Annotated in this window: 17 protein-coding genes; 7 read left to right on the top strand and 10 right to left on the bottom strand. The window is 43.0% G+C overall.

The window, feature by feature from the left end; translation table 11 throughout:
- Positions 1-83: 83 nt before the first annotated feature.
- The 7 genes from BA1_RS15210 to BA1_RS15180 all read right to left on the bottom strand — a co-directional run bounded on the left by BA1_RS15210 (position 84) and on the right by BA1_RS15180 (position 9680).
- Entirely contained in the window at positions 84-1412 is a 1329-nt protein-coding gene (locus BA1_RS15210; protein ID WP_008360745.1) for a CitMHS family transporter, read from the bottom strand.
- A gap of 296 nt (positions 1413-1708) precedes the next feature.
- Positions 1709-3775: a beta-galactosidase gene (locus tag BA1_RS15205; protein WP_008360743.1), complete on the bottom strand. Its 2067-nt coding sequence runs from the start codon at positions 3773-3775 to the stop codon at positions 1709-1711.
- A 23-nt stretch (positions 3776-3798) separates the two neighbouring features.
- On the bottom strand, positions 3799-5007 hold the full coding sequence (locus BA1_RS15200) for a glycoside hydrolase family 53 protein (protein WP_008360741.1): 1209 nt from the start codon (positions 5005-5007) through the stop codon (positions 3799-3801).
- 11 nt (positions 5008-5018) lie between these two features.
- Positions 5019-5861 carry a sugar ABC transporter permease gene (locus tag BA1_RS15195; RefSeq protein ID WP_008360738.1) on the bottom strand — a complete coding sequence of 281 codons (843 nt, stop codon included), beginning with the start codon at positions 5859-5861 and terminating at the stop codon, positions 5019-5021.
- Between the two features lies 1 nt (position 5862).
- Entirely contained in the window at positions 5863-7101 is a 1239-nt protein-coding gene (locus BA1_RS15190; RefSeq protein WP_034739720.1) for a carbohydrate ABC transporter permease, read from the bottom strand.
- 145 nt (positions 7102-7246) lie between these two features.
- On the bottom strand, positions 7247-8512 hold the full coding sequence (locus BA1_RS15185) for an extracellular solute-binding protein (RefSeq protein WP_008360735.1): 1266 nt from the start codon (positions 8510-8512) through the stop codon (positions 7247-7249).
- Positions 8513-8684: 172 nt separating this feature from the next.
- The gene (locus BA1_RS15180; RefSeq protein ID WP_008360733.1) at positions 8685-9680 is read right to left on the bottom strand and encodes a LacI family DNA-binding transcriptional regulator; all 996 of its coding nucleotides are present in this window, start codon (positions 9678-9680) and stop codon (positions 8685-8687) included.
- Positions 9681-9851: 171 nt separating this feature from the next.
- On the opposite strand from BA1_RS15180, the gene BA1_RS15175 reads away from it, so the two are divergent.
- Positions 9852-10751, top strand: coding sequence for a LysR family transcriptional regulator (locus BA1_RS15175; RefSeq protein ID WP_008360731.1), 900 nt, complete (start codon positions 9852-9854; stop codon positions 10749-10751).
- A gap of 15 nt (positions 10752-10766) precedes the next feature.
- On the opposite strand, the gene BA1_RS15170 is transcribed toward BA1_RS15175, so the two are convergent.
- From BA1_RS15170 to BA1_RS15160, 3 genes are all read right to left on the bottom strand, one after another.
- Positions 10767-12443, bottom strand: a complete 1677-nt coding sequence (locus BA1_RS15170) for a hypothetical protein (RefSeq protein ID WP_008360729.1) — start codon at positions 12441-12443, stop codon at positions 10767-10769.
- 82 nt (positions 12444-12525) lie between these two features.
- A complete protein-coding gene (locus BA1_RS15165; protein WP_008360727.1) occupies positions 12526-12936 on the bottom strand; it encodes a hypothetical protein in 411 nt (136 codons plus the stop codon).
- Positions 12937-12948: 12 nt separating this feature from the next.
- Positions 12949-14406, bottom strand: coding sequence for a lipase family protein (locus BA1_RS15160; RefSeq protein ID WP_420196218.1), 1458 nt, complete (start codon positions 14404-14406; stop codon positions 12949-12951).
- A 155-nt stretch (positions 14407-14561) separates the two neighbouring features.
- On the opposite strand from BA1_RS15160, the gene BA1_RS15155 reads away from it, so the two are divergent.
- From BA1_RS15155 to BA1_RS15130, 6 genes are all read left to right on the top strand, one after another.
- Positions 14562-15065: a DUF1433 domain-containing protein gene (locus tag BA1_RS15155; protein ID WP_008360723.1), complete on the top strand. Its 504-nt coding sequence runs from the start codon at positions 14562-14564 to the stop codon at positions 15063-15065.
- Between the two features lie 97 nt (positions 15066-15162).
- On the top strand, positions 15163-16098 hold the full coding sequence (locus tag BA1_RS15150) for a nucleoside hydrolase (protein ID WP_008360720.1): 936 nt from the start codon (positions 15163-15165) through the stop codon (positions 16096-16098).
- A gap of 91 nt (positions 16099-16189) precedes the next feature.
- On the top strand, positions 16190-17047 hold the full coding sequence (locus BA1_RS15145) for a MurR/RpiR family transcriptional regulator (RefSeq protein ID WP_008360718.1): 858 nt from the start codon (positions 16190-16192) through the stop codon (positions 17045-17047).
- A 184-nt stretch (positions 17048-17231) separates the two neighbouring features.
- Complete coding sequence (gene gntK / locus BA1_RS15140; RefSeq protein ID WP_008360716.1) at positions 17232-18776, top strand: gluconokinase; 1545 nt, start codon at positions 17232-17234, stop codon at positions 18774-18776.
- Positions 18777-18800: 24 nt separating this feature from the next.
- Positions 18801-20129 (top strand): GntP family permease, encoded by a 1329-nt coding sequence (locus BA1_RS15135; protein WP_008360715.1) that lies wholly within the window; start codon positions 18801-18803, stop codon positions 20127-20129.
- A gap of 110 nt (positions 20130-20239) precedes the next feature.
- Positions 20240-21337, top strand: a complete 1098-nt coding sequence (locus BA1_RS15130) for a DNA alkylation repair protein (RefSeq protein ID WP_034739711.1) — start codon at positions 20240-20242, stop codon at positions 21335-21337.
- Positions 21338-21343: the final 6 nt, after the last annotated feature.

The raw sequence follows: 21343 nt of genomic DNA, 5'->3' as shown, positions 1-21343 counted from the left end.
AGCACCGGCACGCAGGACTGACAAAGAATGCGAGGGTTTGTCTACACGCTGAGACATGCGCCATATGCGCATGTCTTTCTTTTTTAAATGATGCCAATTCCCATTGCAATGAACAGGAGGATAATACTGAATCCCCACATCCAGAAGAAAGAGTAGCGGATATGCTTCCCCATATCGACCCCTGCAAGACCGACAGCGAGCCATACAGCAGGCGCAAGAGGACTGACAAAGGTCCCAATGATATTTCCAATCATCATGGCATATGCCGCAGATGTCCCTGGTACGCCCACCTCAGATGTAATCGACTCGACAATTGGAAGCAGTGCATAATAATAGGCGTCTGTACTAGTCAGCATATCAAGCGGCACCCCAAGCATTCCGACAATGATATGTAAAAATGGCAGCAGGAAAGCCGGCAAAATGTGAATGCTGTCAACTGCAATGGCTTTGAGCATTCCCGTTCCTTCGAGAATCCCTAAAAAAGAACCTGCAGAGAAAATAACAGCCGCCATCATGAGCGCACTTGGCGCATGTGCCTTAATTCGCTCCATCTGTAAATTCACATTCGGAAAGTTAATCAGAAGTGCTAGTGAAAGACCAATCATAAACATATAACTAGCAGGAATCACGTTAAGCACAAGAAGGACAACAACAGCTAAAAACAGAATGAGGTTTACCCAGATTAAGTGATAACGCTTTAAAGAGGCGTCTCCTGTTTCGCTAATAGACTGAATGGCACGATCCCAATCGGACCCTTCTAGTTGAACAGCAGCTACTTCGTTTGCAGCAATTTTCACTCGAATTCTCTTTTCTTCTCTTTTTCCTAAGATGAACGCCATTCCCAACACGAGTACGACTCCAATGAGCTGAATGGGAATGAGTGGTACCCAGAGTTCAGATGGGTCCATATTCAAGACACTCGCTGCCCGTCCTGTGGGTCCGGCCCACGGAATCATATTGGTTAATCCGGCACTCGTCCCGATTAATAACAGCAGTAAGTAAGGACTCATATGTAATTTTTTATAAAGCGGAAGCAGTGCAGGTACAGTTAATAAAAAGGTCGTAGCCCCTGCTCCGTCTAAGTGTGCGATCACCCCAATCAAAGCTGTTCCCATCGCAACCGTGACAACATTTCCTTTTGTCAGCTTAATTAATGCTTTAATTACAGGTTCAAAGAACCCTGTATCTTGTAAAATGCCAAAAAATAAAATGGCGAAGATAAACATGGTCGCCACTGGCAATACTTTGATAATCCCTTCTTCAAAAAAGGTTTGAATGTCATTGATACCAAATCCCGCAATGAGCGCCCCTATGAAAGGCACCATGACCATGGCGACAATTGGACTTGCTTTCCCCCAAATCAGCAATACAACAATCGTTAAAATAATCAACAACCCAACAAACGTTAACATAAGCCCCTCCCCCTACAATAAACCGTTTACATTTGATTGTTCTTTGTCCCGCAATGCAGTCCCACATCTGCATTGAAAAAAAGGGTATCAAAAATACGAGTATGAAGCAACCGCTTTCATACCTATACAATGGTAAAAAAGGATGGTGAAGCCAATCATGGCGCGGGGTCAAACATGTCAAAAAATTTAGATAAAAAATAACGCTTCAAGCGCTTATCTACTGTTGTGTAAGTTTATATAGGTATTTAGAATCACTAAAATCAAGAAGCGTCCAATCCATGGACGCTTCTTCGACACTATTTTTTCAAGATGACGTATTCGTAAGGATTCAGTTGAAGCTGTTGAGGTATATGCTTTCCAGTCAGCATATTTTCATAGCTATCCGCTGAATCTAGTGAAATGCTCTGCGGCTGTTCTGTAAAATTCATCATAAACACATACTCCTGCGACCCGTCTGTTCGTTTCTGTACACTGACGCCCTCTGGAATCGTCGAGGATAGGACAGGTTTGATGTCCATTCCTGCGAGGAGATCTTCGTAAAACTCATCATAAAAAGCTTGCTCATTTTCAGATGCCATATAGTATGCTTTTCCCTCTCCAAATGGACGGACAGTAAGGGCTGGCTGTCCTTCATAGCAGCCATTCTCAAAATGCCCTAACACAGAGGCTGATTCTAGGTGAATGGATTCGCAATATTGACCGACATGGTAAGTGCGTCCATTTCCTGTCGTCATGATGACGTGTTCATCTGGCATCAATGTGTTGATTTCCTCTGCCCAAATGCCAAGTACATGGCGGAGAGGACCAGGGAAGCCGCCGAGGAAACAGAGGTCGTTTTCGTCGACGATGCCGCTCCAGTATGTTGCGACAAAAATGCCGCCCTCTTTGACAAACGCTTCTATCTTTTTTGCCACGCCTGGTTTGATCATGTAGAGCATTGGACCAACAAGCACTCGATAGGATGAGAAATCTTTTTCCATTCCGACAATATCAACAGGGATGCCCTTTTTCCAGAAACTGCGATAGTGAGTTTGACAAGCCTCCACATAGCGCTTGTTTGTATTATTTAAGCCCTGTGCATCATCAATTGCCCAGTGGTTTTCCCAATCATATATGATGGCAACATCTGGTTGAATGGATGTGCCCGCAATCGGCTGGAGCTGCTCCAGCTGTTTCCCTAGCTCAGCCACTTCTTGAAACACACGCGTCTGTTCGTGCCCTGAATGATCAACAACTGCACCGTGGAATTTCTCAGAGGCGCCTCGACCTTGTCTCCACTGGAAATACATCACCGAGTCTGACCCGTGGGCGATCGCTTGCATAGCAGAAAGGTGTGCCATTCCTTTGTGTTTGACCTTATTCACTTCATGCCAGTTCACGAGGCTTGGCGTGCTCTCTATCACAAGAAACGGCTGACCATCCTTTAATGACCGATATAGATCGTGTACGAAGGCAACGTTTGACGCTAATTCAGCAGTGGTTTCTCTGCCGCTATGCCAGGCAGGATAGCTATCCCATGAGATCACATCAACTTCTTTTGCAAATTGATGATAATCCAGTCCAAGGAATGGACGCATATGCGGATAGTCGCCCATAAAGTTGGTGGTCACTGGGACATGTGGCGTTAATTCTCGTAGCGGCTCAATCTCATTTTGATAAAAATTGATCGTTTGTGCGGTAACAAAGCGCTTCCAATCTAGGTTCATGCCGTGAATCATGTGCTCTCCATGCGGTGCGGGTGACTCGATTTGTGACCAATCAGTAAAGGTATGGCTCCAAAATCCTGTCCACCATGCTTGGTTCAAGGCTTCAAGGTCATGGTTGTATTTGTCTTTCAGATAGTGCCTAAATGCCTCTTGGCAAAGATCACAATGACATTCACCGCCGTATTCATTTGAAATGTGCCACATGATCAGCGCTGGATGATCCTTGTAGCGTTCAGCAAGCAAACGGTTGAGTGTATTCGTTTTTTCTCGATATACCGGTGAGGTGAAGCAATGATTATGCCGAAGCCCGTGTAAGTTACGCTGGCGGTTTGCTTCGACGCGTAAGACTTCTGGATATGTTTGTGAGAGCCAAGCAGGTCTTGCCCCGCTTGGTGTGGCGAGAATGGCGTGAGCCCCCTGCGCTGCCAAGCGGTCCATGATATCGTCCAGCCATGCAAAGTCATATTGGCCTTCTTTTGGCTCAAGCTTACTCCATGCAAAAATATTGATGGAGAATGTTTGGCAGTGAGCCAGCTTCATTAATCGGAAATCTTCGTCAATGATCTCCGGCATATGAAGCCATTGATCAGGATTATAGTCGCCACCATGCAAAAAGCCTTTTACATTTGGGTGAACGAGTGGGTAACGCTTTCCCATTTTGTCACGTCCTATCAGTTTAATTACGGTGTCATTTGTTTAAATACATCAAGAGAAGGCAGTGCTTTTCCGTTGAAATCGAACATGGCCTGATTTTCCCAAGCATTCCCGACTGTTCCGGTTGTTTGAATATAAGCGAGCCCGTATTGACTAGACCACGGAGCGCCTTTCGCCGGAATCCAAAGCGGCTCCCAATAAAAGAACCCTTTTCCGCGATTGTTTTTCACTTGTGAAATTTTTTCTGCTAGATCTCGTATAAAAGATGCCTGCCCTTGCGGTGATGCTGGATAACCGGCAGTATTGACAGAATCTTGGTTGAATGAGTTTTCTAGGTTGTCACCATTGGCTGTCGTAAAGCCGTAAGCCGTTTCTACCACGATAACGTCTTTGTTATAGCGGGCGCTAATATCATTCATATTGGTGGAAAGACCGCTGAATCCGCCGTCCCAATATGGATAGTAAGATAAACCGATCGTATCGAATGAGACACCTCGTTTGGTGATTTCATCAAACCACCAGCGGGATGCGCCATTGTCCCCTCCATGTGCTAGGTGAAGCATGACCTTGATGTTTGAGTCGACAGAGCGGACAGCATTTGTGCCAGCCTTTAGTAAAGCAGCGAGCCGGTCGAATTCGCCGCCGCCTTCACCCCAGCTCTTTCCGTTCGGCCACAGCATGCCTGAGTTCAATTCGTTTCCGACCTGTACCATATTTGGCAGGGCATTTTGTGCTCTCATCGCTTTGAGCACATCGCTTGTGTAAGTGCCGACAGTTTTTTCTAAATCGCTTTGGGAGAGATTGGTCCAAGCTTTCGGTTTGAACTGTTTACCGGGATCGGTCCAGAAATCACTATAGTGAAAATCAAGCAGCACTTTCATATTTTGTGCTTTTGCGCGTTTTGATAGAGCGATGGCTGTATTGATATCATTCGTTCCGCCGTTATAGGCACGTCCTTGGTTGTCGTATGGATGGTTCCAGAGTCTGATGCGCACGTAGTTGACGCCTTTTTCCTTTAACAGCTTGAGCGGATCAACCTGCTGTCCGTTCTGATCGAAGTATCTGCCATCACTTTTCTCGACTTCTGCCAGCATGGAGATATCGGCTCCTTTAATGAAATCACCTTGCAGTCCATTAATCGGTTTCACAGAAATCGTATCGGCTTTTGCTTCAGGCAGAATCCCTAACCCCATCAGAAAGAAAACGACAACCGTGACGAGCACCCATTTTTTCATCAAATCTCCCCTTATCCTTTTGTCCCGCCTTGTGTGAGGCCGGATACAAATTGTTTTTGTAAAACAAGAAACAAGAAAGCAACTGGAATCGCAATCAGTAAAGCCCCGGCTGCAAAAGTCGTGTAGCTGGCACCCATTTTGTCTGATACAAGATTGTATAGACCGATTGGGAGCGTATACATATCGGGTGAGCGGACAATGACACTGGAGATGATGAAGTCACCCAGTGGCCCGGTAAATGAGTTAATGGCAACAACGGCTAAAATCGGCTTGGCGAGCGGCATAATAATTTGGATAAAAATCCGAAAATGCCCTGCGCCGTCCATTCTGGCTGATTCATCGAGATCCTTTGGAATCGCATCAAGATAGCCTTTCATTAAATACGTATTCATCGGAATTTGTCCACCTGCATAAATTAAAATCAGTGCGAGGTGGCTGTTAATCAGTCCGAGCATTTGAGCCAATACAAAAATGGCAATCAGCGCTGAAAATTGAGGAATCATCTGCAGCAGCAAAAAGAGCATCAACCCATTTTTCCGTCCTTTGAATCGGAACCTAGAAAAGGCATAGCCTGTAAAGCTGACAAGAATCAGCGTTAAGAGCATAGTCGCAATACTGATCTTCATTGAGTTCCAATACCATTTTGCATAAAGAGCCCCTTGACCAAAGAACAGCTCGGTATAGTGGCTGAACGTTGGGTTCTTCGGAAACATGCTGGTGCTCATCAGACTGTTCCCAGGATTAAAGGAAGCACCGATCGTCCAAAGGAGTGGATATAGAATACAAGCGGAGGCAATGAAAAGGATAAAATAAGTGATACTCAGGCGGATGAGCTTATTCTGTTTTGATCCCATATCACATCATGTCCTCCTCTTTGAATGAATTCGTTCTCTTAAACTGCCAAAGGGCAATGGCAATGACGAAGATTGAAAGTAAGATCGTGACAGCGGCAGCAAGCGCATATTGAGATGACTGCATCGTTAGTTTATAAATCCAAGAAACCAATATGTCCGTCCCCCCAGCTGTTGATCCAGCAACAGGAGGCCCCCCGCCATTAAATAAGTAGATGATATTAAAGTTGTTAAAGTTAAACGTATATTGTGTGATTAATATAGGTGCAATGGAATAGAGGACAAGCGGTAATGTAATGGAACGGAACCTCTGAAAGAAATTGGCCCCATCAATGGTTGCCGCCTCGTATAAATCTTCGGGAATGGCCTGCAAAACACCGGTTGTCATAATGAATACAAAAGGAAATCCAAGCCAAGTCTGCATCGTAATAAGGGCCATTTTGCTCCAAAATGGATCTGTCAGCCAAGGCTTAGGATCAATCCCAATTGATGCAAAAAGGGTATTGTTGATCGCACCAAACGTGTCGTTGAACAATCCTGCAAACACCAAAATGGTCACAAATCCCGGAACAGCCCAAGGCAGAATCAAAATCGTCCTAAAAAAGCGTTTCCCTTTTAAATCCTTCTGATTGAGCAGAACCGCTAGAAAGATGCCGACGGCACATTGAAGGGTTGAAGCCGCCAATGTCCATACAACGGTCCAGCCAAGTACATCAATGAAGGTGTCTCGCCAAATATCGATTGAAAAGATATTTTGAAAGTTCTTGATCCCTACCCAATCAATGAGATTGGCAGGAGGCGAGTGGTATAAATCATAGTTCGTAAAGGCAAGCGCAAAGCTAAACATGATAGGAAAGACAACGGAAAATAGAAGTAAAAAGAAAGCAGGAGTGCTCATTAAGTAAGGAAAGCCTTGGTCGATGAGCTGATGATATTGAGCACGGATGGAATGAAGCGGAACCCCTTGATCACGTTTCTTCCCGTTCATAAATGCATCACGCATCATAAGTACGTAAAAGCCGATTCCAAATCCAGCTGTTAAAAGCGCAATAATTCCCTTTGCTAAAAGGAACACAGAGTTGTCACGAGGCAGCATCGTACCAAGTGTGAACAGCCCCCAGAAGCCAATATTGAATAAATCATAAAACACAATGAGAAAAGAGACGCCGAACAGGAAAAAGAGTGCCCCTTTGCCATACTGTTTGTTGTATAGCTGCCCCATTCCGGGTATAAGGGAGAACATTAACGCCCGTCTCCGGTGTGTCTTTGATTCCACTGTGTGTGTGCGGTCTAGTTCAAGGTTACCCGTCACGTCTAACACCTACTTCATATGAAATGAGATCAAATACGGGCAGCTTGATAAACGATCAGCTACCCGCGCTTGATGTTTATTTGGAGTGATTCGCTTTCATTTGAGAGTCGATTTGTTTGACCGCATCATCAAATGCCTTTTTCACATCGGTACGACCAGTTGCAATCAGCCCTAATGCGCTGTCAATCGGTTTCCACACCTCTGCCATTTCTGGATTGTTCGGTGTCAGTGTGGCATATTTCGTTTGTTTTGAAACAGCATCCGCGTTTGCATTTTCAGTAATGACTGGGTCTTTCATCAGCTTTTTCACTGGTGGAATTTCTTCTGTTACTTCAAAGCGCTTTTTCGAATTTTTTTCGTTCGTGATAAACTCAACAAATTTTTCAGCGAGTTCTTTATTTTTAGAATAAGAGGAGACATTGTAGCTCTTTACACCTAAGAATGAGCTCATATGTTTTCCGTTAGGGAGTGTGGGCAGTTCGGTCACGCCATAGTCAATGCCGGCTTCTTTATATGGTCCGAATGACCACGGACCAGAAATAACAGCCGCTGCTTTTTTCTCTGTGAATAAGGAGTTGAGGACGTTGATTCCTTGTTCACCAATGATACCTTTCGGGAATAGTCCTTCTCTAAAGAATGTCTGAATGTATTTTCCGCCTTCGATGGCACCAGCGTTATTAAGACCAATGTCATTGACATCATAAGAGCCGTCGCTTTTCTGTTTGAAAATATAGCCTCCTGATCCACCTAATACACTTTGTGCGTAATAAATTTCATCCCATTTGGCCACAAAACCGTATTTCCCTTCCTTTGTCAGTTTCTTTGAAAGATCATACCAGCCGTCGAGTGTAGTTGGTGCCTTTTTCACAAGATCTTTGTTATAGAAAAGGACAGTGGTTTCGACGGATTTTGGCAGACCATACAGCTTTCCGTTCATTGTTTGTGATTGAATCGATTCGTCTGTGAAGGAATCAATCACTTTTTGATCTGGTTTGATTTCTTGCAGCAGCCCCTCCGTGACAGCTGATCCAATTTGATCGTGAGGCATGGTGATGACATCTGGCCCAGTTCCCGCTGCTCCATCAAGACGAAGCGCTTCAATTTGGTCGGCATACGCTTTTTCGACCACTTTGATTTTCACGCCGTTTTGTTGTTCAAATTCTTTTACAGCGTCTTGAATCCCATCAGACTTTTTGACATCCTCCCACACTAGCAAGGTCTTTGTCCCTGTAGAAGCCGGCTGTGTACCGCTCGAATTGTCGTCTCCTGGCCCGCATGCTGAAAGCAGCAGCACAGCAGTTCCAACGACTGCCGATAATGTCGCCCATTTTCCCTTTTTCATTGGTAATCCCCTCTCGTTCTTTTTTCACAGATAACAAGAAAACGCTTTCTTAATGTGAGAATATCAACTTAAGTAAAAAAAGTAAACATATTTTATTAAATTTATTAAGTAAACTTTTTTACTCGTGTGAAGCGTAAAGAAGCCCTCCACATGCGGCAGGGCTTCCAACTGTTTATATGGTGCTTTTTCGAAAGACAGGTTCTGAGGCAATGAGCACGGTTTTTGGTAATGTTCTGCCGTCAACAAGCCTTTCTAAAAGTAAATCGACCGCTGTCTCGCAAAGCAAGGAGGTATGGATGTGGTAGGTTGTGAGCGGTGGCGAGACATATTGAGAAACGTGAATATCGTTGATACTAAATACACTCACTCGATTTGGTAAAGAAAAACCACGTTCATTTAATGTTTGTAAACAGCCAATGGCAAGCGGATCACTTGCGACGCAAAAAGCAGTGGGCAGGTCATCGCCGAGCTCGTCGATCGCCTTCATCATGAGCGAATAGCCTTCATCTACAGAGAAGTGGTGTCCGATATAGACCAACCGCTCATCCAGCTTATTGTTTGCTGTCATGTATTGACGGAAGGTTGTTTCACGGATATCTGGAATCCGCCTATTTGTATTGAGATCAAGGTCTGTCCCGCCAATGAACCCAATGGATGTGTGCTGTTTTTCTATAAAAGAATCGATGATCTTTTCAACAATTCGTTTTAGGTTTGGTTTGACAGAATCAAAGCGATCTTCATCTGGTGATGTATCAATAAAGACGATGTGATGTGTGATTGCGTATAATTGGTCAAGCTCTGCTTTTTTAAATCGACCGATGGCAATGATGCCTTCTGTAGAAGGATCAATGGAGTGAAGACCATCAGATGGATTGTAAGCGGAAACATGTAAGCTTCTGGTTTTGGTGAGTTCCTCAATGCCTAGACGAATGGATTTAAAATAAATATCTTCAAGCTCTTCTTTTTCGGTCATCCAATAGAGAAAGGCGATCTTTTTTAATGAATGCTTGAATGTCTTTTTTTGATAGGACAAAGCTTCCGCAGCGGCGTATACTTTCTCGCGTGTTTGATCCGTGACAGAAAGGTTCGGATCTTGGTTTAGTACACGAGACACGGTCGCAATGGATAATCCAGCTTTTTCCGCAATGTCTTTTATTTTTGCTGCCAAGTCAGCACCTCCTATAGAAAATATCTCCTCTCAGTATAGAGTTTTTAAAAAAATTAGTAAATATTTTATTAAATTGTTTTCGTTTAGGCTGTTCTTTACGATCTGGAGAGGAATTAGTAAGATATATGTATTGAAGATGTTGGATTAAGATTTCTGATAGGAGAGGGACAGATGTATTACGATGCACTGAAGACATTTGTGACCGTTGTGGAGGAGAAGAACTTTACGAAAGCAGCCCAGAAGCTGCGGATTTCTCAGCCGAGTGTCAGTCTTCATATTAAGAACTTGGAGCAGGAATTCCAGACCGTTCTGCTTAATCGTTCGCCAAAGCAATTGACCGTTACACCAACTGGGGATATGCTTTATCATCGATCAAAACAAATCATTCGCTTATATGAACAGGCGAAGCAGGACATTTATGAGCATCATCATCTAGCAAGAGGGAAGCTGACGATTGGAGCGAGTTTTACCATTGGGGAGTACGTGCTGCCGCAAATTTTGGCGGAATTTCACCAGCTCTATCCGCATGTGGATATTGAGGTGGTGATTGATAATACAGAGGCGATTGCCAGACATGTTCGTTTGTTCCATGTCGATATCGGTCTTATTGAAGGTCAGACCAATGACAAAGAACTCTCTGTTGAGACATTTCTAGAGGATGAACTTTACATCGTTGCTCCATTAGATCATCCGTTTGCTAAGAAAAAAGATGTCACAATTGATCAATTGCAAAACGAAACATGGATCACGAGAGAAAAGGGGTCAGGTACAGGTGAATACTTGCAGCACGTGCTGAAATCAAATGGACTGAAAGCAAGGACCTTTGTGACATTTAGCAGCAACCAAGCGATTAAAGAAGCAGTCATTCACGGGATGGGGCTATCAATTTTATCAAAATATGTGCTCCAGCGAGGCAGTATTGGCGGGGAGCTGGCTGTTATTTCTGTGAGAGGAATGGACTTTAAACGGAAATTCTCCTATGTCGAATCACCGATGACAGGCGGGAATAAAAATAAGGAATTGCTTGTTGAATTGTTAAGGAAAGAGAGAAAAGACGCTTCTCCGCAATAGGAGAAACGTCTTTTTTTATAGTCCTTTGATTTTTATTTCATCTACTGGAAGGAAAATTTCACCTGTATCTGTATATTTGATCGTAACCTGATCCCCTTCTTTTAAATAAATCACAAGAGGCTCTTTTTCAGAGGACGTGGTGTAGTTTTTCCCGTCGTCGAGCAGGAAGGTGACGGTTGTATAATCACCGGTCTTTTCCTTATACACTCGTTTCACTTTGCCTGACGTATCTTTCTTTTCTTGCTTAGATGAACTGTTGACAGTGCCGCCGCCTTTTTGAAGAGCTGTTTTATAGGCTCGTAGTGCTTCGTTTGGTGTAGAAGCGTATGCAGCGATTTCAGGGTTGGCTGCTGAAACAATAAAGTAGTTTTGCAGGAATCCGTTTGAATCGAGAACAGGTGTAAGCCAGCTGGCTTCTCCATAGAAATTATACAGAATTGGCATGCGGCCTTTCCATTTCTTCTCGATAAATCGCTTCTCAATAATTTGCAATGCTCCTTGAGAATCCATGTAGGATGCTTCAAGATTTCCAGTATAATACGTCGCCTTTCCTGTCCGGGCATTTGTCAGAGCATAGCCGAGCATGGAATCAACGCCCTCTTTTGGACTTGTGAAATCCGTGAAGTAATACATATCTCCTTTAGAATCAAAGACTGGACTCACATTCGCCTCAGTTCCCTCATCTGAAGGCAGCTTCACATCTGATTTTCCAAACATACTGTTCCAGAACCCATGAACATAGTTTCCGAAGTAGCTATTTTGCAGACTGACCGCTTCTGGAGAAACAGCACCATCAATAAAGGCAGGTACTTGATCTAAAGAATATTTCTTCGTTGCGCCAGTTTTGGCATCAACAACGACCACGCCCGAGGCTTTAAAGCCATTTCTTGCAGAGATGAAATCACCATACGTTTGAATGTAATAAGGCTTGCCATCATCATTGATCTCGAGCTGCGTGTCTCCATAGAAAATCAAATCTGGGTACTGAAGACGGATATGCCGCTCAATTTCCTTATTGAAATAGGAAGAAGGCGTATAGACCATCTCGGTTTTCACAAACTTTGGATTGGCAGATGAGTCGGTCGCACTTAATGTAAAGTAACCCGGTGTGCTACCAGAACGAATCCATTTAAAGAAATCGGAGAACTCCACTGGTGCGATGTACACATACTCGCCGTTGACCTTCTGAATTTGCAGGCTGCCAAGCTCATAGTAGCTTGTGTTTGGAACCTGTCCGAACGATTTCTTCATTTTATTGCGCGCAAATTGCGGAGGTACACTCGCGGGTGTTTCCGTCTCATCAAACGCTTTGATTTCTACTTTTTGATTCATTTTAGAGACGTTGAATTTTTCATTTGCATTGAATAGAAAAGCGGTTGCCATATAAACACCGAGCAGCAATAAAATGAGAAATAATACGCCTTTGATCTTCCGCTCTAACCCCACTGATAATAAGGCGCCTGCTGCTGTCACAACAAGTCCAATCAGCCATAATGATGAAGGGTTCCGATCTAAATTAGTGATGTAGTAGAAACCGAAAATTCCGATGATAAATAGCAATGCCAGACCCGCAATCCACGTGAGCGGTACCTGTTGTTCAGTCCCTTTCTTTCTAACGATCAACCTGAGTGGTGTGAGCAAAAGGGTCAAGATAAGACCGATCACAACCGAAAATAGCAAAATATATCCCACAAACAGATCTCCTTTCAAATCAATCACTCTTTTAGTATATACGAGTGAGGCGGGGAAAAGATTCATCGGATGGAAGGTTCATTTAAATGCCGATCGAGTTGATGGCGGAACGAACATCTTCTTTCAGTTCAAAAAACGTCAGCCTTTGCTCGATTTTCTCTGTTAAGGCGTCAATGGCTTGGCCTGACATATGCGATTGGATTTGCTTCTGATGTTTATAGACTTTCATAAGAAGCGTATCGATCTGATCTAAAATGTCTTCCGCTTCTTGCCGATCTTCTGCAAATTCATGTTGAAGCTGATGCCGGATGGCTCTGATCAGAGCTGTTTTCTGTTCTTCTTTGATTTTTGCTTTCAAAGCAGCCAGCTCTGCTGGTGTCATGTCTTTCGTGTCAAAGTTAGCTTGAGAGAAGACGGAGCTTGATGTGTGTGTATCTGTCATTCTTTGCAAAAAACGATCTGCATCTGTTGGTTGTTTTTTTGAAAATTCCATTCTTCGTTCTCCTTACGAAATACCCATATTCTTTGCAAGAGCTGTATCTGCATCGTGGTATTGTTTTCCGAGCTGGCTCATATCATCTGATATTGAGTCGAGCCATCTTTTTAGATTCATCGCGTGATCAATGGCTGTATCATACTTTTTGACTGAGTAGAATTCATTCTCAAGACCTTCTGTTTTTAAGTGGTGAATGACAGCATCAACGTCTGAAGCCGTCAGTTGGTCATACGAACCAAAGCCAATAATCTGTTTGTATCTCGAGCGTACTCGTTCTACCGATTGATCCACTTTGTCATCGAGTTTTTCGATTTTGCGAATGATTTGCTGCATATGGTGCTCGGCATATGTCGAGAATTTACGTCCTGTGTTCATGAGCACATGCGACTTAATTAAAATCGCTATCACACTTTGCGGGTGAACATTCGACTGACTCAATTGATGTAACATGGCGGAAGTGAGAGAAGGATTTTTTCTCAACATATCATCAATGGTTTGAACGGAGCCATCTGACGAAAAGGAATAACGATCTAAGCCATGACTGCCAGCGAGGGCTTCAAGGAATAAATTCGCATCCAGTGAAGGATTCACACTCATTGCCCGATTGAGGAGATTTTTTATAAATTGGACGGCTTTTGAGGAGTCCTCGGAGTAATCGACGCCTTCAGGTAGAGCGGCATCATACATCACTTTCACACGACCGATTTCTGTCGTATGTCGATTTAAAAGAGAAAGCCCGTCATTGAGATTGATATATTCTGTTAATCTATTGCGATAATCACCTTTTAACGCTTTGGCTTGCAGACCATCCGATAGATTTGGATAAATATTCGGATTTTCAAAGGTGACCCCGCCTTTAATAAAATCATTTTTGACAAGAACATAGGAAGCATTTGACCCGCCAAGTGAATGCCCGGTCACATACATCTTGGCATTTGGCATTTTCTTATGGATCTCTTTCGCATACCGATCTGCTTGAACCATTTGATTTTCCGCACCATGCTCAAAAGGGATATTTTTCATCAAATACTTGGTATCCGAAACCAACCAATCCTGTACAATCTCATTTGTATAGGTAGTTGTCCCCGTTGCCACCTTAGTCGTCACTTCCTTTGACGTCTGTGACTGGTTAAAAGGAGGCAGCTTTGTCAAAATGGTAGAAAGAAGATCATCCGACTCTTTTTTTCCATGTTTTTTAATGGTATCTTTATATTGCCCTGCGCCAATCGGCTCCGACCCGCGATAAGCGATGACGGCGTTTTTGATTTTGGTGAGGTCTTTGCCATTGTTTGAATTACGATAATCTTCTTTTGAGACAAGGGTTAGTGCATTAAGACCTTTTTTCGTTTCTTGAAAATCAACGACATACATTCTTCTACCGTTGCTAATTTCTATCTCTTTTGAATTCTTATAGTTTTCTATACTATAAGATCTTGAAGAAATTAAATTATAGTCCTCATCTGTCATTTTATCTAACCTTAAAGTTTTAGACAAAATCGTCACTCCTGTAATAATATTGATGTTGTAAATTATAATATATAATGGGTTAATTATCTATTTAATGCATAAAAAAGATTGATAGAAAAAATATATATAAATTTAAAAGGTGGATATTATTTATAATGAAAAATACAATTAAAGTTGTGTGTGTGTTATTTCTCATCATAGTTATCGCAGTGATTTTACTCATTTTTCAAAATAAACATCAAAAAAATATAAATGATTTAGGAGGAAATGACAGCATGCAAGAAAATGAAAAAAGCGATCAAGAACAAGCAGAAGAGTATGCGGAGAAGATGAAGCCGAAAATTGAGAAACATTTACATAAAAGAGATATCCATCATTTTATCAAAAAAATCACGTTTGAAAATCAAGTGACGATTAATCCGATGGGGCATATCATTATTAGAGGATATATCAATGATAAACCAGAGAGATTTAGTTTCGAAGCATTATTAAGGTACGAATCTGACAAAGTAGATTCGATGAGTTATGACCCTGATTTATCAGACCGTTTCGAGAACTGGGATGATTTTGACCCACAAGTGAAAGAAGATTTTCTAAATAGCCTTTCCAAAAAAGAACGAGAGCAATATCTTAAAGACATTGGGGAAAAAGAGAAGTAACAAGTCGACAAAGCCGATTGATTCCCTAAATCAATTTCAAAAATAATATGCTATCATTCCCCTAACGACACTTTCAAATAAGGGAGAGTTTTCAAACATGGCAAATACAAAGAAATTGATCTTGGATGTTGATACTGGAATAGATGATGCGATTGGCATTTTGCTTGCAGTGAAAAGTAAACGGTTTGATATATTGGGGATTACAACGGTGTGCGGGAATGTGTCTGTTGATGCGGCTACATTGAATACGTGTAAAGTGCTTGAGTTGGTTGAGGCAGATGAAATCCCTGTCATGAAAGGTTCGGCGACTCCTCTTTTAAGAGCACCTCATTATGAACATCGGGTGCATGGTGAGGATGGAATTGGCGGTGCTTTGAAGGATGTCCAGCCTAAGAAGACCGCAGATGCTGGTTTTGCACCTGATTTTATCATTGAACAGGTGTTGCAGTATTCGCAGCAGGTCACGCTGGTGTTGACAGGGCCTTTAACGAATTTAGCCCTTGCGGTGAAAAAATGCCCTGAGCTGATTCATCACGTGAAAGAAGTTATTTTTATGGGTGGTGTCGTGAAGGGACAGGGGAACGTCACACCGGTAGCAGAATTTAATACATATGCAGACCCAGAAGCAGCGAAAGTGGTGCTGGAAGCTGGCTTCCCTTCATTGACTCAAGTTGGATTAGATGTCACGAGACAAGTCTTGTTAACGGATGAGAGAATTGATGCGATTCAAAATGAAACGTTGGCAGATTATATCAGAGAGAGTACAAACATTTACCGCCAGCGCTATTTTGAACGGAATGGGGTGTGGGCGTGCGCCATGCATGATCCGCTTGCTGTGAGTCTTGCAATTGACAATCAGCTTGTGAAAACAGAGGCTTTTCATGTAGAAGTGGAGACGAAAAGTGAGTTTTGTGATGGTCAAATGATATGTGATTTTCAGCATCAATGGGGAAAAGAACGTAATGTCCAAGTGTGTATGGATGTCGATGATGAAGCCTTTTTTGATTTATTGATCAAAGTCATGAATTCTTAAAAAGAAGTCTGTGCAAACAGGCTTCTTTTTTATAAGATGGGGACATGAGGAAATGTATGCGTTCACATGAGTCAGGAAGGAGTGAAGTCGAATGGCTTCTGTCAGTTTAAGTAGTATTGAAAAGATACGGGCAGCAAGCAGAGGATTACCGCCAAAACTGAAAGCAATTGCGGAACATATTACGAGTGAACCCCGCGACATCATCCATTTGTCTATTATCGAGCTTGCCAAAAAGACAGCGAGCTCAGAAGCAACCATTTTTCGTCTCTGTAAAAGGCTTGGATTTGAGGGTTATCAAGATTTAAAGATTGCTATTGCCCAGGAAATAGATCAAACAAAGCGTGATTATGTAGATGAAGAGATGAGTCTTGATGATGATACAGCTGTTTTTATGCAAAAGGTATTCCAAGCGAATATATCTGCATTAAAGGATAGTTTTCAATTGTTGAATCCAGAAGATGTAGAAAAGGCTATACAATTAATCCATGAGGCTGAACGCTTAGAGTTTTATGGCAGCGGCGGGTCTGGCCTTATTGCCACAGATGCTTTTCACAAATTTATGAGGACAGGCATCAATTGTATTGTTCATACAGATTCTCACTTTCAAGCAATGTCTGCAGGGCTTCTTGATCATCACAGTACAGTGATTGGTATATCTCATTCTGGCCGAAACAAGGATTTACTCGATGCGATGAGAACAGCAAAGGAAAAAGGAGCGAAAACCATTGGCATTACAAGCTATCAGCGTTCTCCATTGAGTCAGCTTGCAGATGTCACGCTATATACATCGACGCAAGAAACAGCTTTCCGAACAGAAGCGATGTCTGCAAGACTTGCTCAGCTTACTGTAATTGATGTCCTTTATTTTGCACTTGCTCATTTAAGACAGCAGGAAACATTAACCAATTTGAAGAAAATGAGAGAAACCATTTCGCAAAAAAGGGTGTAATGGTTTCAAAAATAAATTTTTCTAATAGGGAAAAATGCTGTTGTGGTAACGATTGTGAGGTTTTGAATGAAAATAATTTTCTTTTTGGTCATTGAATGTCGAAAAAAATATTCCTATAATGGGATTTATCAGGTACATCAACACCATGAATTTTATTTCAAATCAATGATTGGGCGTGATACAGATGAAGGGAAACCAAGCGGTAATTGGTTTGGATATTGGGACAACAAGTACAAAGGCGGTTCTGTTTGGACCACAGGGGAAAGTGTTATCAAAACATTCTGTTCCTTATGAACTCATTCACCCGCAGCCAGCATGGGTTGAGCAGAACCCTGAACATATATTAGATGCTGTCATTGCGAGTGTAAGAGGCGCATTGACGAAAGCCGCATTTGATGCAAAAAATCTCATAGGCGTGGGGATTAGTACAGCGATGCATTCCTTGATCGTCATGGATGAGGATGGTAAGGCATTAACGAACAGTATCATTTGGGCTGATAACAGAAGTGCAGAACAAGCGAAACGCATCATCACGGACATGGATGGCTTTCAAATTTATAAAAGAACGGGTACACCGATCCATCCAATGTCACCGCTTTCAAAAATACGATGGATCAAGGAAATGGCACCTGATGTCTTCAAGAAGGCTGCAAAATTCATTTCCATAAAAGAGTATGTTCTTTATCATTTCTTCGGTGAGTATGTGGTCGATTATTCCATCGCTTCAGCAACGGGACTGTTCCAATTGAAAACGCTTCAATGGGACGAAGAGGCACTTCGCATTGCTGGAATCCAAGCGAATCAGCTGTCTGAACTTGTCCCAACGACGCATCAGCTGAGAGGGCTTCAGCCAGAGATTGCGCTGCGAATGGGCATTGCAGAAGAGACGCCTTTTGTTGTTGGGGCAAATGATGGTGTTCTAGCAAATCTAGGTGTCGGCGCGATTGGAAAAGGAGAGGTGGCTGTCACGATCGGGACAAGCGGTGCAGTCCGTACAGTCGTAGAAAAGCCAGTCACAGATGAGCAATCAAGGACGTTTTGCTATGCGCTGACGGACAAGCATTGGGTGGTAGGAGGACCGACCAATAATGGCGGAATTATGCTGAGATGGCTTAAAGATGAATTTGCTTCTTCAGAGGTGGAGGTTGCAAAGCGTCTTGGCGTGGACCCTTACGATTTGATGATTGATATTGCAGAAAAGGTTCCGGCTGGCTCAGAGGGACTGCTATTTCTACCATTTTTAACAGGTGAACGTGCACCTTATTGGAATCCAAATGCGAGAGGCACTTTCTTTGGTATTGGTCTCCAGCATAAGCGTGAGCATTTTATTAGAGCCGTCTTAGAAGGCGTCATTATGAGTGTGTTCTCGATCGGTGTGGCACTAAGAGATTTAACTGGTTCAGCGAAGGATGTTCGGGCTTCAGGCGGATTTGCGAGATCTCCAATATGGCGACAAATTTTAGCGGATACGATGGGCAGAGAAGTGCTTGTTCCAGAAAGCTATGAGGCTTCGGCACTTGGAGCAGCTGTCCTCGCTCTTCATAGTTTAGGTCATATGGGTGAGATAGAAGAGGTTAAAGAATGGATACGAATTTCGGCCCGTCATGAACCAAATATGGAGAACAATGAGACATACATAGAGCTGTTTTATTTATACGAGCGCCTCTATGACAAATTGAAGGATGAATTTGATGTCATTAGTGCGCTGCAATTAAAACAAAATCGTTAAACATCAGGAGAAAGGTGGGAGAGCATGCTTTTATTCATTGTGATTGCGGCGATTGTCCTTTTACTCATTCTCATTACAATCGCTAAGTTGAATCCGTTTGTGAGTTTAATTATTACCTCTATGCTAGTAGGCTTTGCTACAGGTATGGATTTGCAGGAAATCATTCAATCGATTAAAACGGGGTTAGGGAACACGTTATCATTACTGGCGATTGTTCTAGCGCTTGGGACCATGCTTGGGAAAATGATGGCTGAGTCAGGGGGAGCTGAGCGGATAGCTCAAACATTAATTGGCCGATTTGGGACGAAGAATGTGCATTGGGCGATGATGTTCGTTGCCTTTATCGTAGGTATACCTGTCTTTTTCCAGGTCGGATTCGTTCTTCTGATTCCTTTACTGTTTACCATTGCAATTGAAACGGGTATATCGCTCGTGACGATTGGGATTTCTTTAATCGCTGGATTGTCTGTTGTGCATGGGCTTGTGCCGCCTCATCCAGCTGCAATGGCAGCAGTAGGGATTTATCAAGCCAATGTGGGGAAAACCATCTTCTTATCAATTATCGTCGGTTTGCCGACAGCTATCATTGCTGGACCACTGTATGGAAAGTGGATTGGAAAACGGATACATAAACCAGTTCCAGAGATGCTCAAAAAGCAATTCACTGAACGAAATGTAGACCGTAAGCTTCCAGGCTTTGCGAATACGATGTTTACCATTTTGGTACCGGTCATTCTTATGCTTCTTGCCACACTGGCAGATATTATTTTGCCAGAGAACAGTTTTTGGTTTCAGCTGTTTAAATACATCGGAGATCCAATTACAGCCTTGCTGATTGCAACAGTGTATTCTTTCTTCAGCCTTGGCTTTATTCAGGGAATGAGCCGTGACCGGGTACTGTCGTTTAGTAATGAGTGCTTAGGGCCGATCGCTTCTATTTTGCTTGTCATTGGAGCAGGCGGGGCCTTCAATCATATACTGATCGATTCGGGTGTTGGTGAATATATTGCCGATTTAGCCAAACATTCTCCGATTTCACCGATTTTACTTAGCTGGCTGATTGCTGCGGTCATTCGTGTGGCAACAGGATCTGCTACGGTATCCATGATGACGGCCGCTGGTATTGTAGCTCCGATTGCTGCATCCATGCCGGATGTGAGCAGAGAGCTTCTAGTGTTGGCAACAGGAGCGGGTTCGTTGATTTTGTCTCATGTCAATGACTCTGGTTTTTGGCTGATCAAAGAGTATTTTGGCATGACCATTAAAGAGACGTTCTTAACGTGGACGGCTATGGAAACGATCATTTCCGTTAGTGCTCTTGCATTTATTATGATCATTAATATGTTTTTATAGGTTGTATCAAAGTCCAGTTCTGCGGAATTGGGCTTTTTTCAGCCGTTGACGCTGCCACTTTTGAATGATTGGGTTAGAATGATGATACTGAGATGTAGGAGGCGGATAAGATCGAACCATTAAAAAATGTATATCATGAGTCGTTTATTCAAAAGTTAGCGGAGACACTTGCACAAGAGTCCGCTGTATTTGATGCCGGTCATTTTCAACAGCTCGTGTTTCAAGAGGATTGGCAGGAGCTTGAGTTAAAAGGGCGAATGAGAAGAGTTACTGAATCAATGCATGCCTGTCTGCCAGAGGAGTATGAGCAAGCAATCAAGGTACTGCGTCAGGCGGCGCCGCATTTTACAGGGCTCAGTGCGCTCGTATTTCCAGACTACGTCGAGACGTATGGTCTTGACCATTGGGATATCTCGATCAAGGCGCTTGAATTCTTTACCCCGTTTTCCACTGCTGAATTTGCCGTTCGGCCTTTTCTCATTCTAGATCAAGAGAGAATGCTTGCGCAGATGCTCGTGTGGTCAAAGGATCAAAATGAGCATATTCGCCGGCTGGCGAGTGAAGGATGCAGACCTCGTTTGCCATGGGGATTATCAGTTCCTTCGCTTAAAAAGGATCCTTCGGTCACGCTGCCCATTTTGGAAAACTTGAAGTCTGATTCGGCCAAGTATGTGCAAAAAAGTGTAGCGAATCATTTAAATGATATTTCTGCGATTCAGCCTGATTTGATGAAGCAAACGGTCAAAAGGTGGTACGGGGACAATCCACATACGAATTGGATTGTCAAACATGCATCCCGTACGTTATTGAAAAAAGGTGATCCAGATATCTTGGCTATGTTTAGCTATGGAGATGATCCGTCTATTCAAGTAATGGATTTGAAGGTCACGCAAGACCCCATTCGTATCGGAGAAAAAATGACCTTTCAATTTACTCTTCAGGCGGATAAGCCGTTAAAGCTGCGCGTTGAATATGCCATTGATTACGTGAAAGCTCGGGGCACCCGCAATCAAAAGGTATTTAAAATCACAGAATTTGAAACAGGCTCAGCGATACATAAAGAATTCGTCAGGTCCCAGTCGTTTCAAAACATGACGACGAGAAAGCACTATGAGGGAACGCATACATTAACAATCATCATCAACGGCATCCCAAAAGCGTCAATTGATTTTGAGGTCGCAGCAGCTCATGAAGAAACCCGCCACTGAGGCGGG

The sequence above is a fragment of the Bacillus xiamenensis genome (assembly GCF_000300535.1).
GTDB lineage: Bacteria > Bacillota > Bacilli > Bacillales > Bacillaceae > Bacillus > Bacillus xiamenensis.
Note: the sequence above shows the minus strand (reverse complement) of the source record. Positions and strands in the feature narration are given on the sequence as shown.

Excerpts from the sequence above, each read along its gene's own strand:
- BA1_RS15210 (WP_008360745.1), bottom strand. The coding sequence starts at position 1,412 with ATGTTAACGTTTGTTGGGTTGTTGATTATTTTAACGATTGTTGTATTG.
- BA1_RS15205 (WP_008360743.1), bottom strand. The coding sequence starts at position 3,775 with ATGGGAAAGCGTTACCCACTCGTTCACCCAAATGTAAAAGGCTTTTTG.
- BA1_RS15200 (WP_008360741.1), bottom strand. The coding sequence starts at position 5,007 with ATGAAAAAATGGGTGCTCGTCACGGTTGTCGTTTTCTTTCTGATGGGG.
- BA1_RS15195 (WP_008360738.1), bottom strand. The coding sequence starts at position 5,861 with ATGGGATCAAAACAGAATAAGCTCATCCGCCTGAGTATCACTTATTTT.
- BA1_RS15190 (WP_034739720.1), bottom strand. The coding sequence starts at position 7,101 with ATGTTCTCCCTTATACCCGGAATGGGGCAGCTATACAACAAACAGTAT.
- BA1_RS15185 (WP_008360735.1), bottom strand. The coding sequence starts at position 8,512 with ATGAAAAAGGGAAAATGGGCGACATTATCGGCAGTCGTTGGAACTGCT.
- BA1_RS15175 (WP_008360731.1), top strand. The coding sequence starts at position 9,852 with ATGTATTACGATGCACTGAAGACATTTGTGACCGTTGTGGAGGAGAAG.
- BA1_RS15165 (WP_008360727.1), bottom strand. The coding sequence starts at position 12,936 with ATGGAATTTTCAAAAAAACAACCAACAGATGCAGATCGTTTTTTGCAA.
- BA1_RS15160 (WP_420196218.1), bottom strand. The coding sequence starts at position 14,406 with ATGACAGATGAGGACTATAATTTAATTTCTTCAAGATCTTATAGTATA.
- BA1_RS15155 (WP_008360723.1), top strand. The coding sequence starts at position 14,562 with ATGAAAAATACAATTAAAGTTGTGTGTGTGTTATTTCTCATCATAGTT.
- BA1_RS15150 (WP_008360720.1), top strand. The coding sequence starts at position 15,163 with ATGGCAAATACAAAGAAATTGATCTTGGATGTTGATACTGGAATAGAT.
- BA1_RS15145 (WP_008360718.1), top strand. The coding sequence starts at position 16,190 with ATGGCTTCTGTCAGTTTAAGTAGTATTGAAAAGATACGGGCAGCAAGC.
- gntK (WP_008360716.1), top strand. The coding sequence starts at position 17,232 with ATGAAGGGAAACCAAGCGGTAATTGGTTTGGATATTGGGACAACAAGT.
- BA1_RS15135 (WP_008360715.1), top strand. The coding sequence starts at position 18,801 with ATGCTTTTATTCATTGTGATTGCGGCGATTGTCCTTTTACTCATTCTC.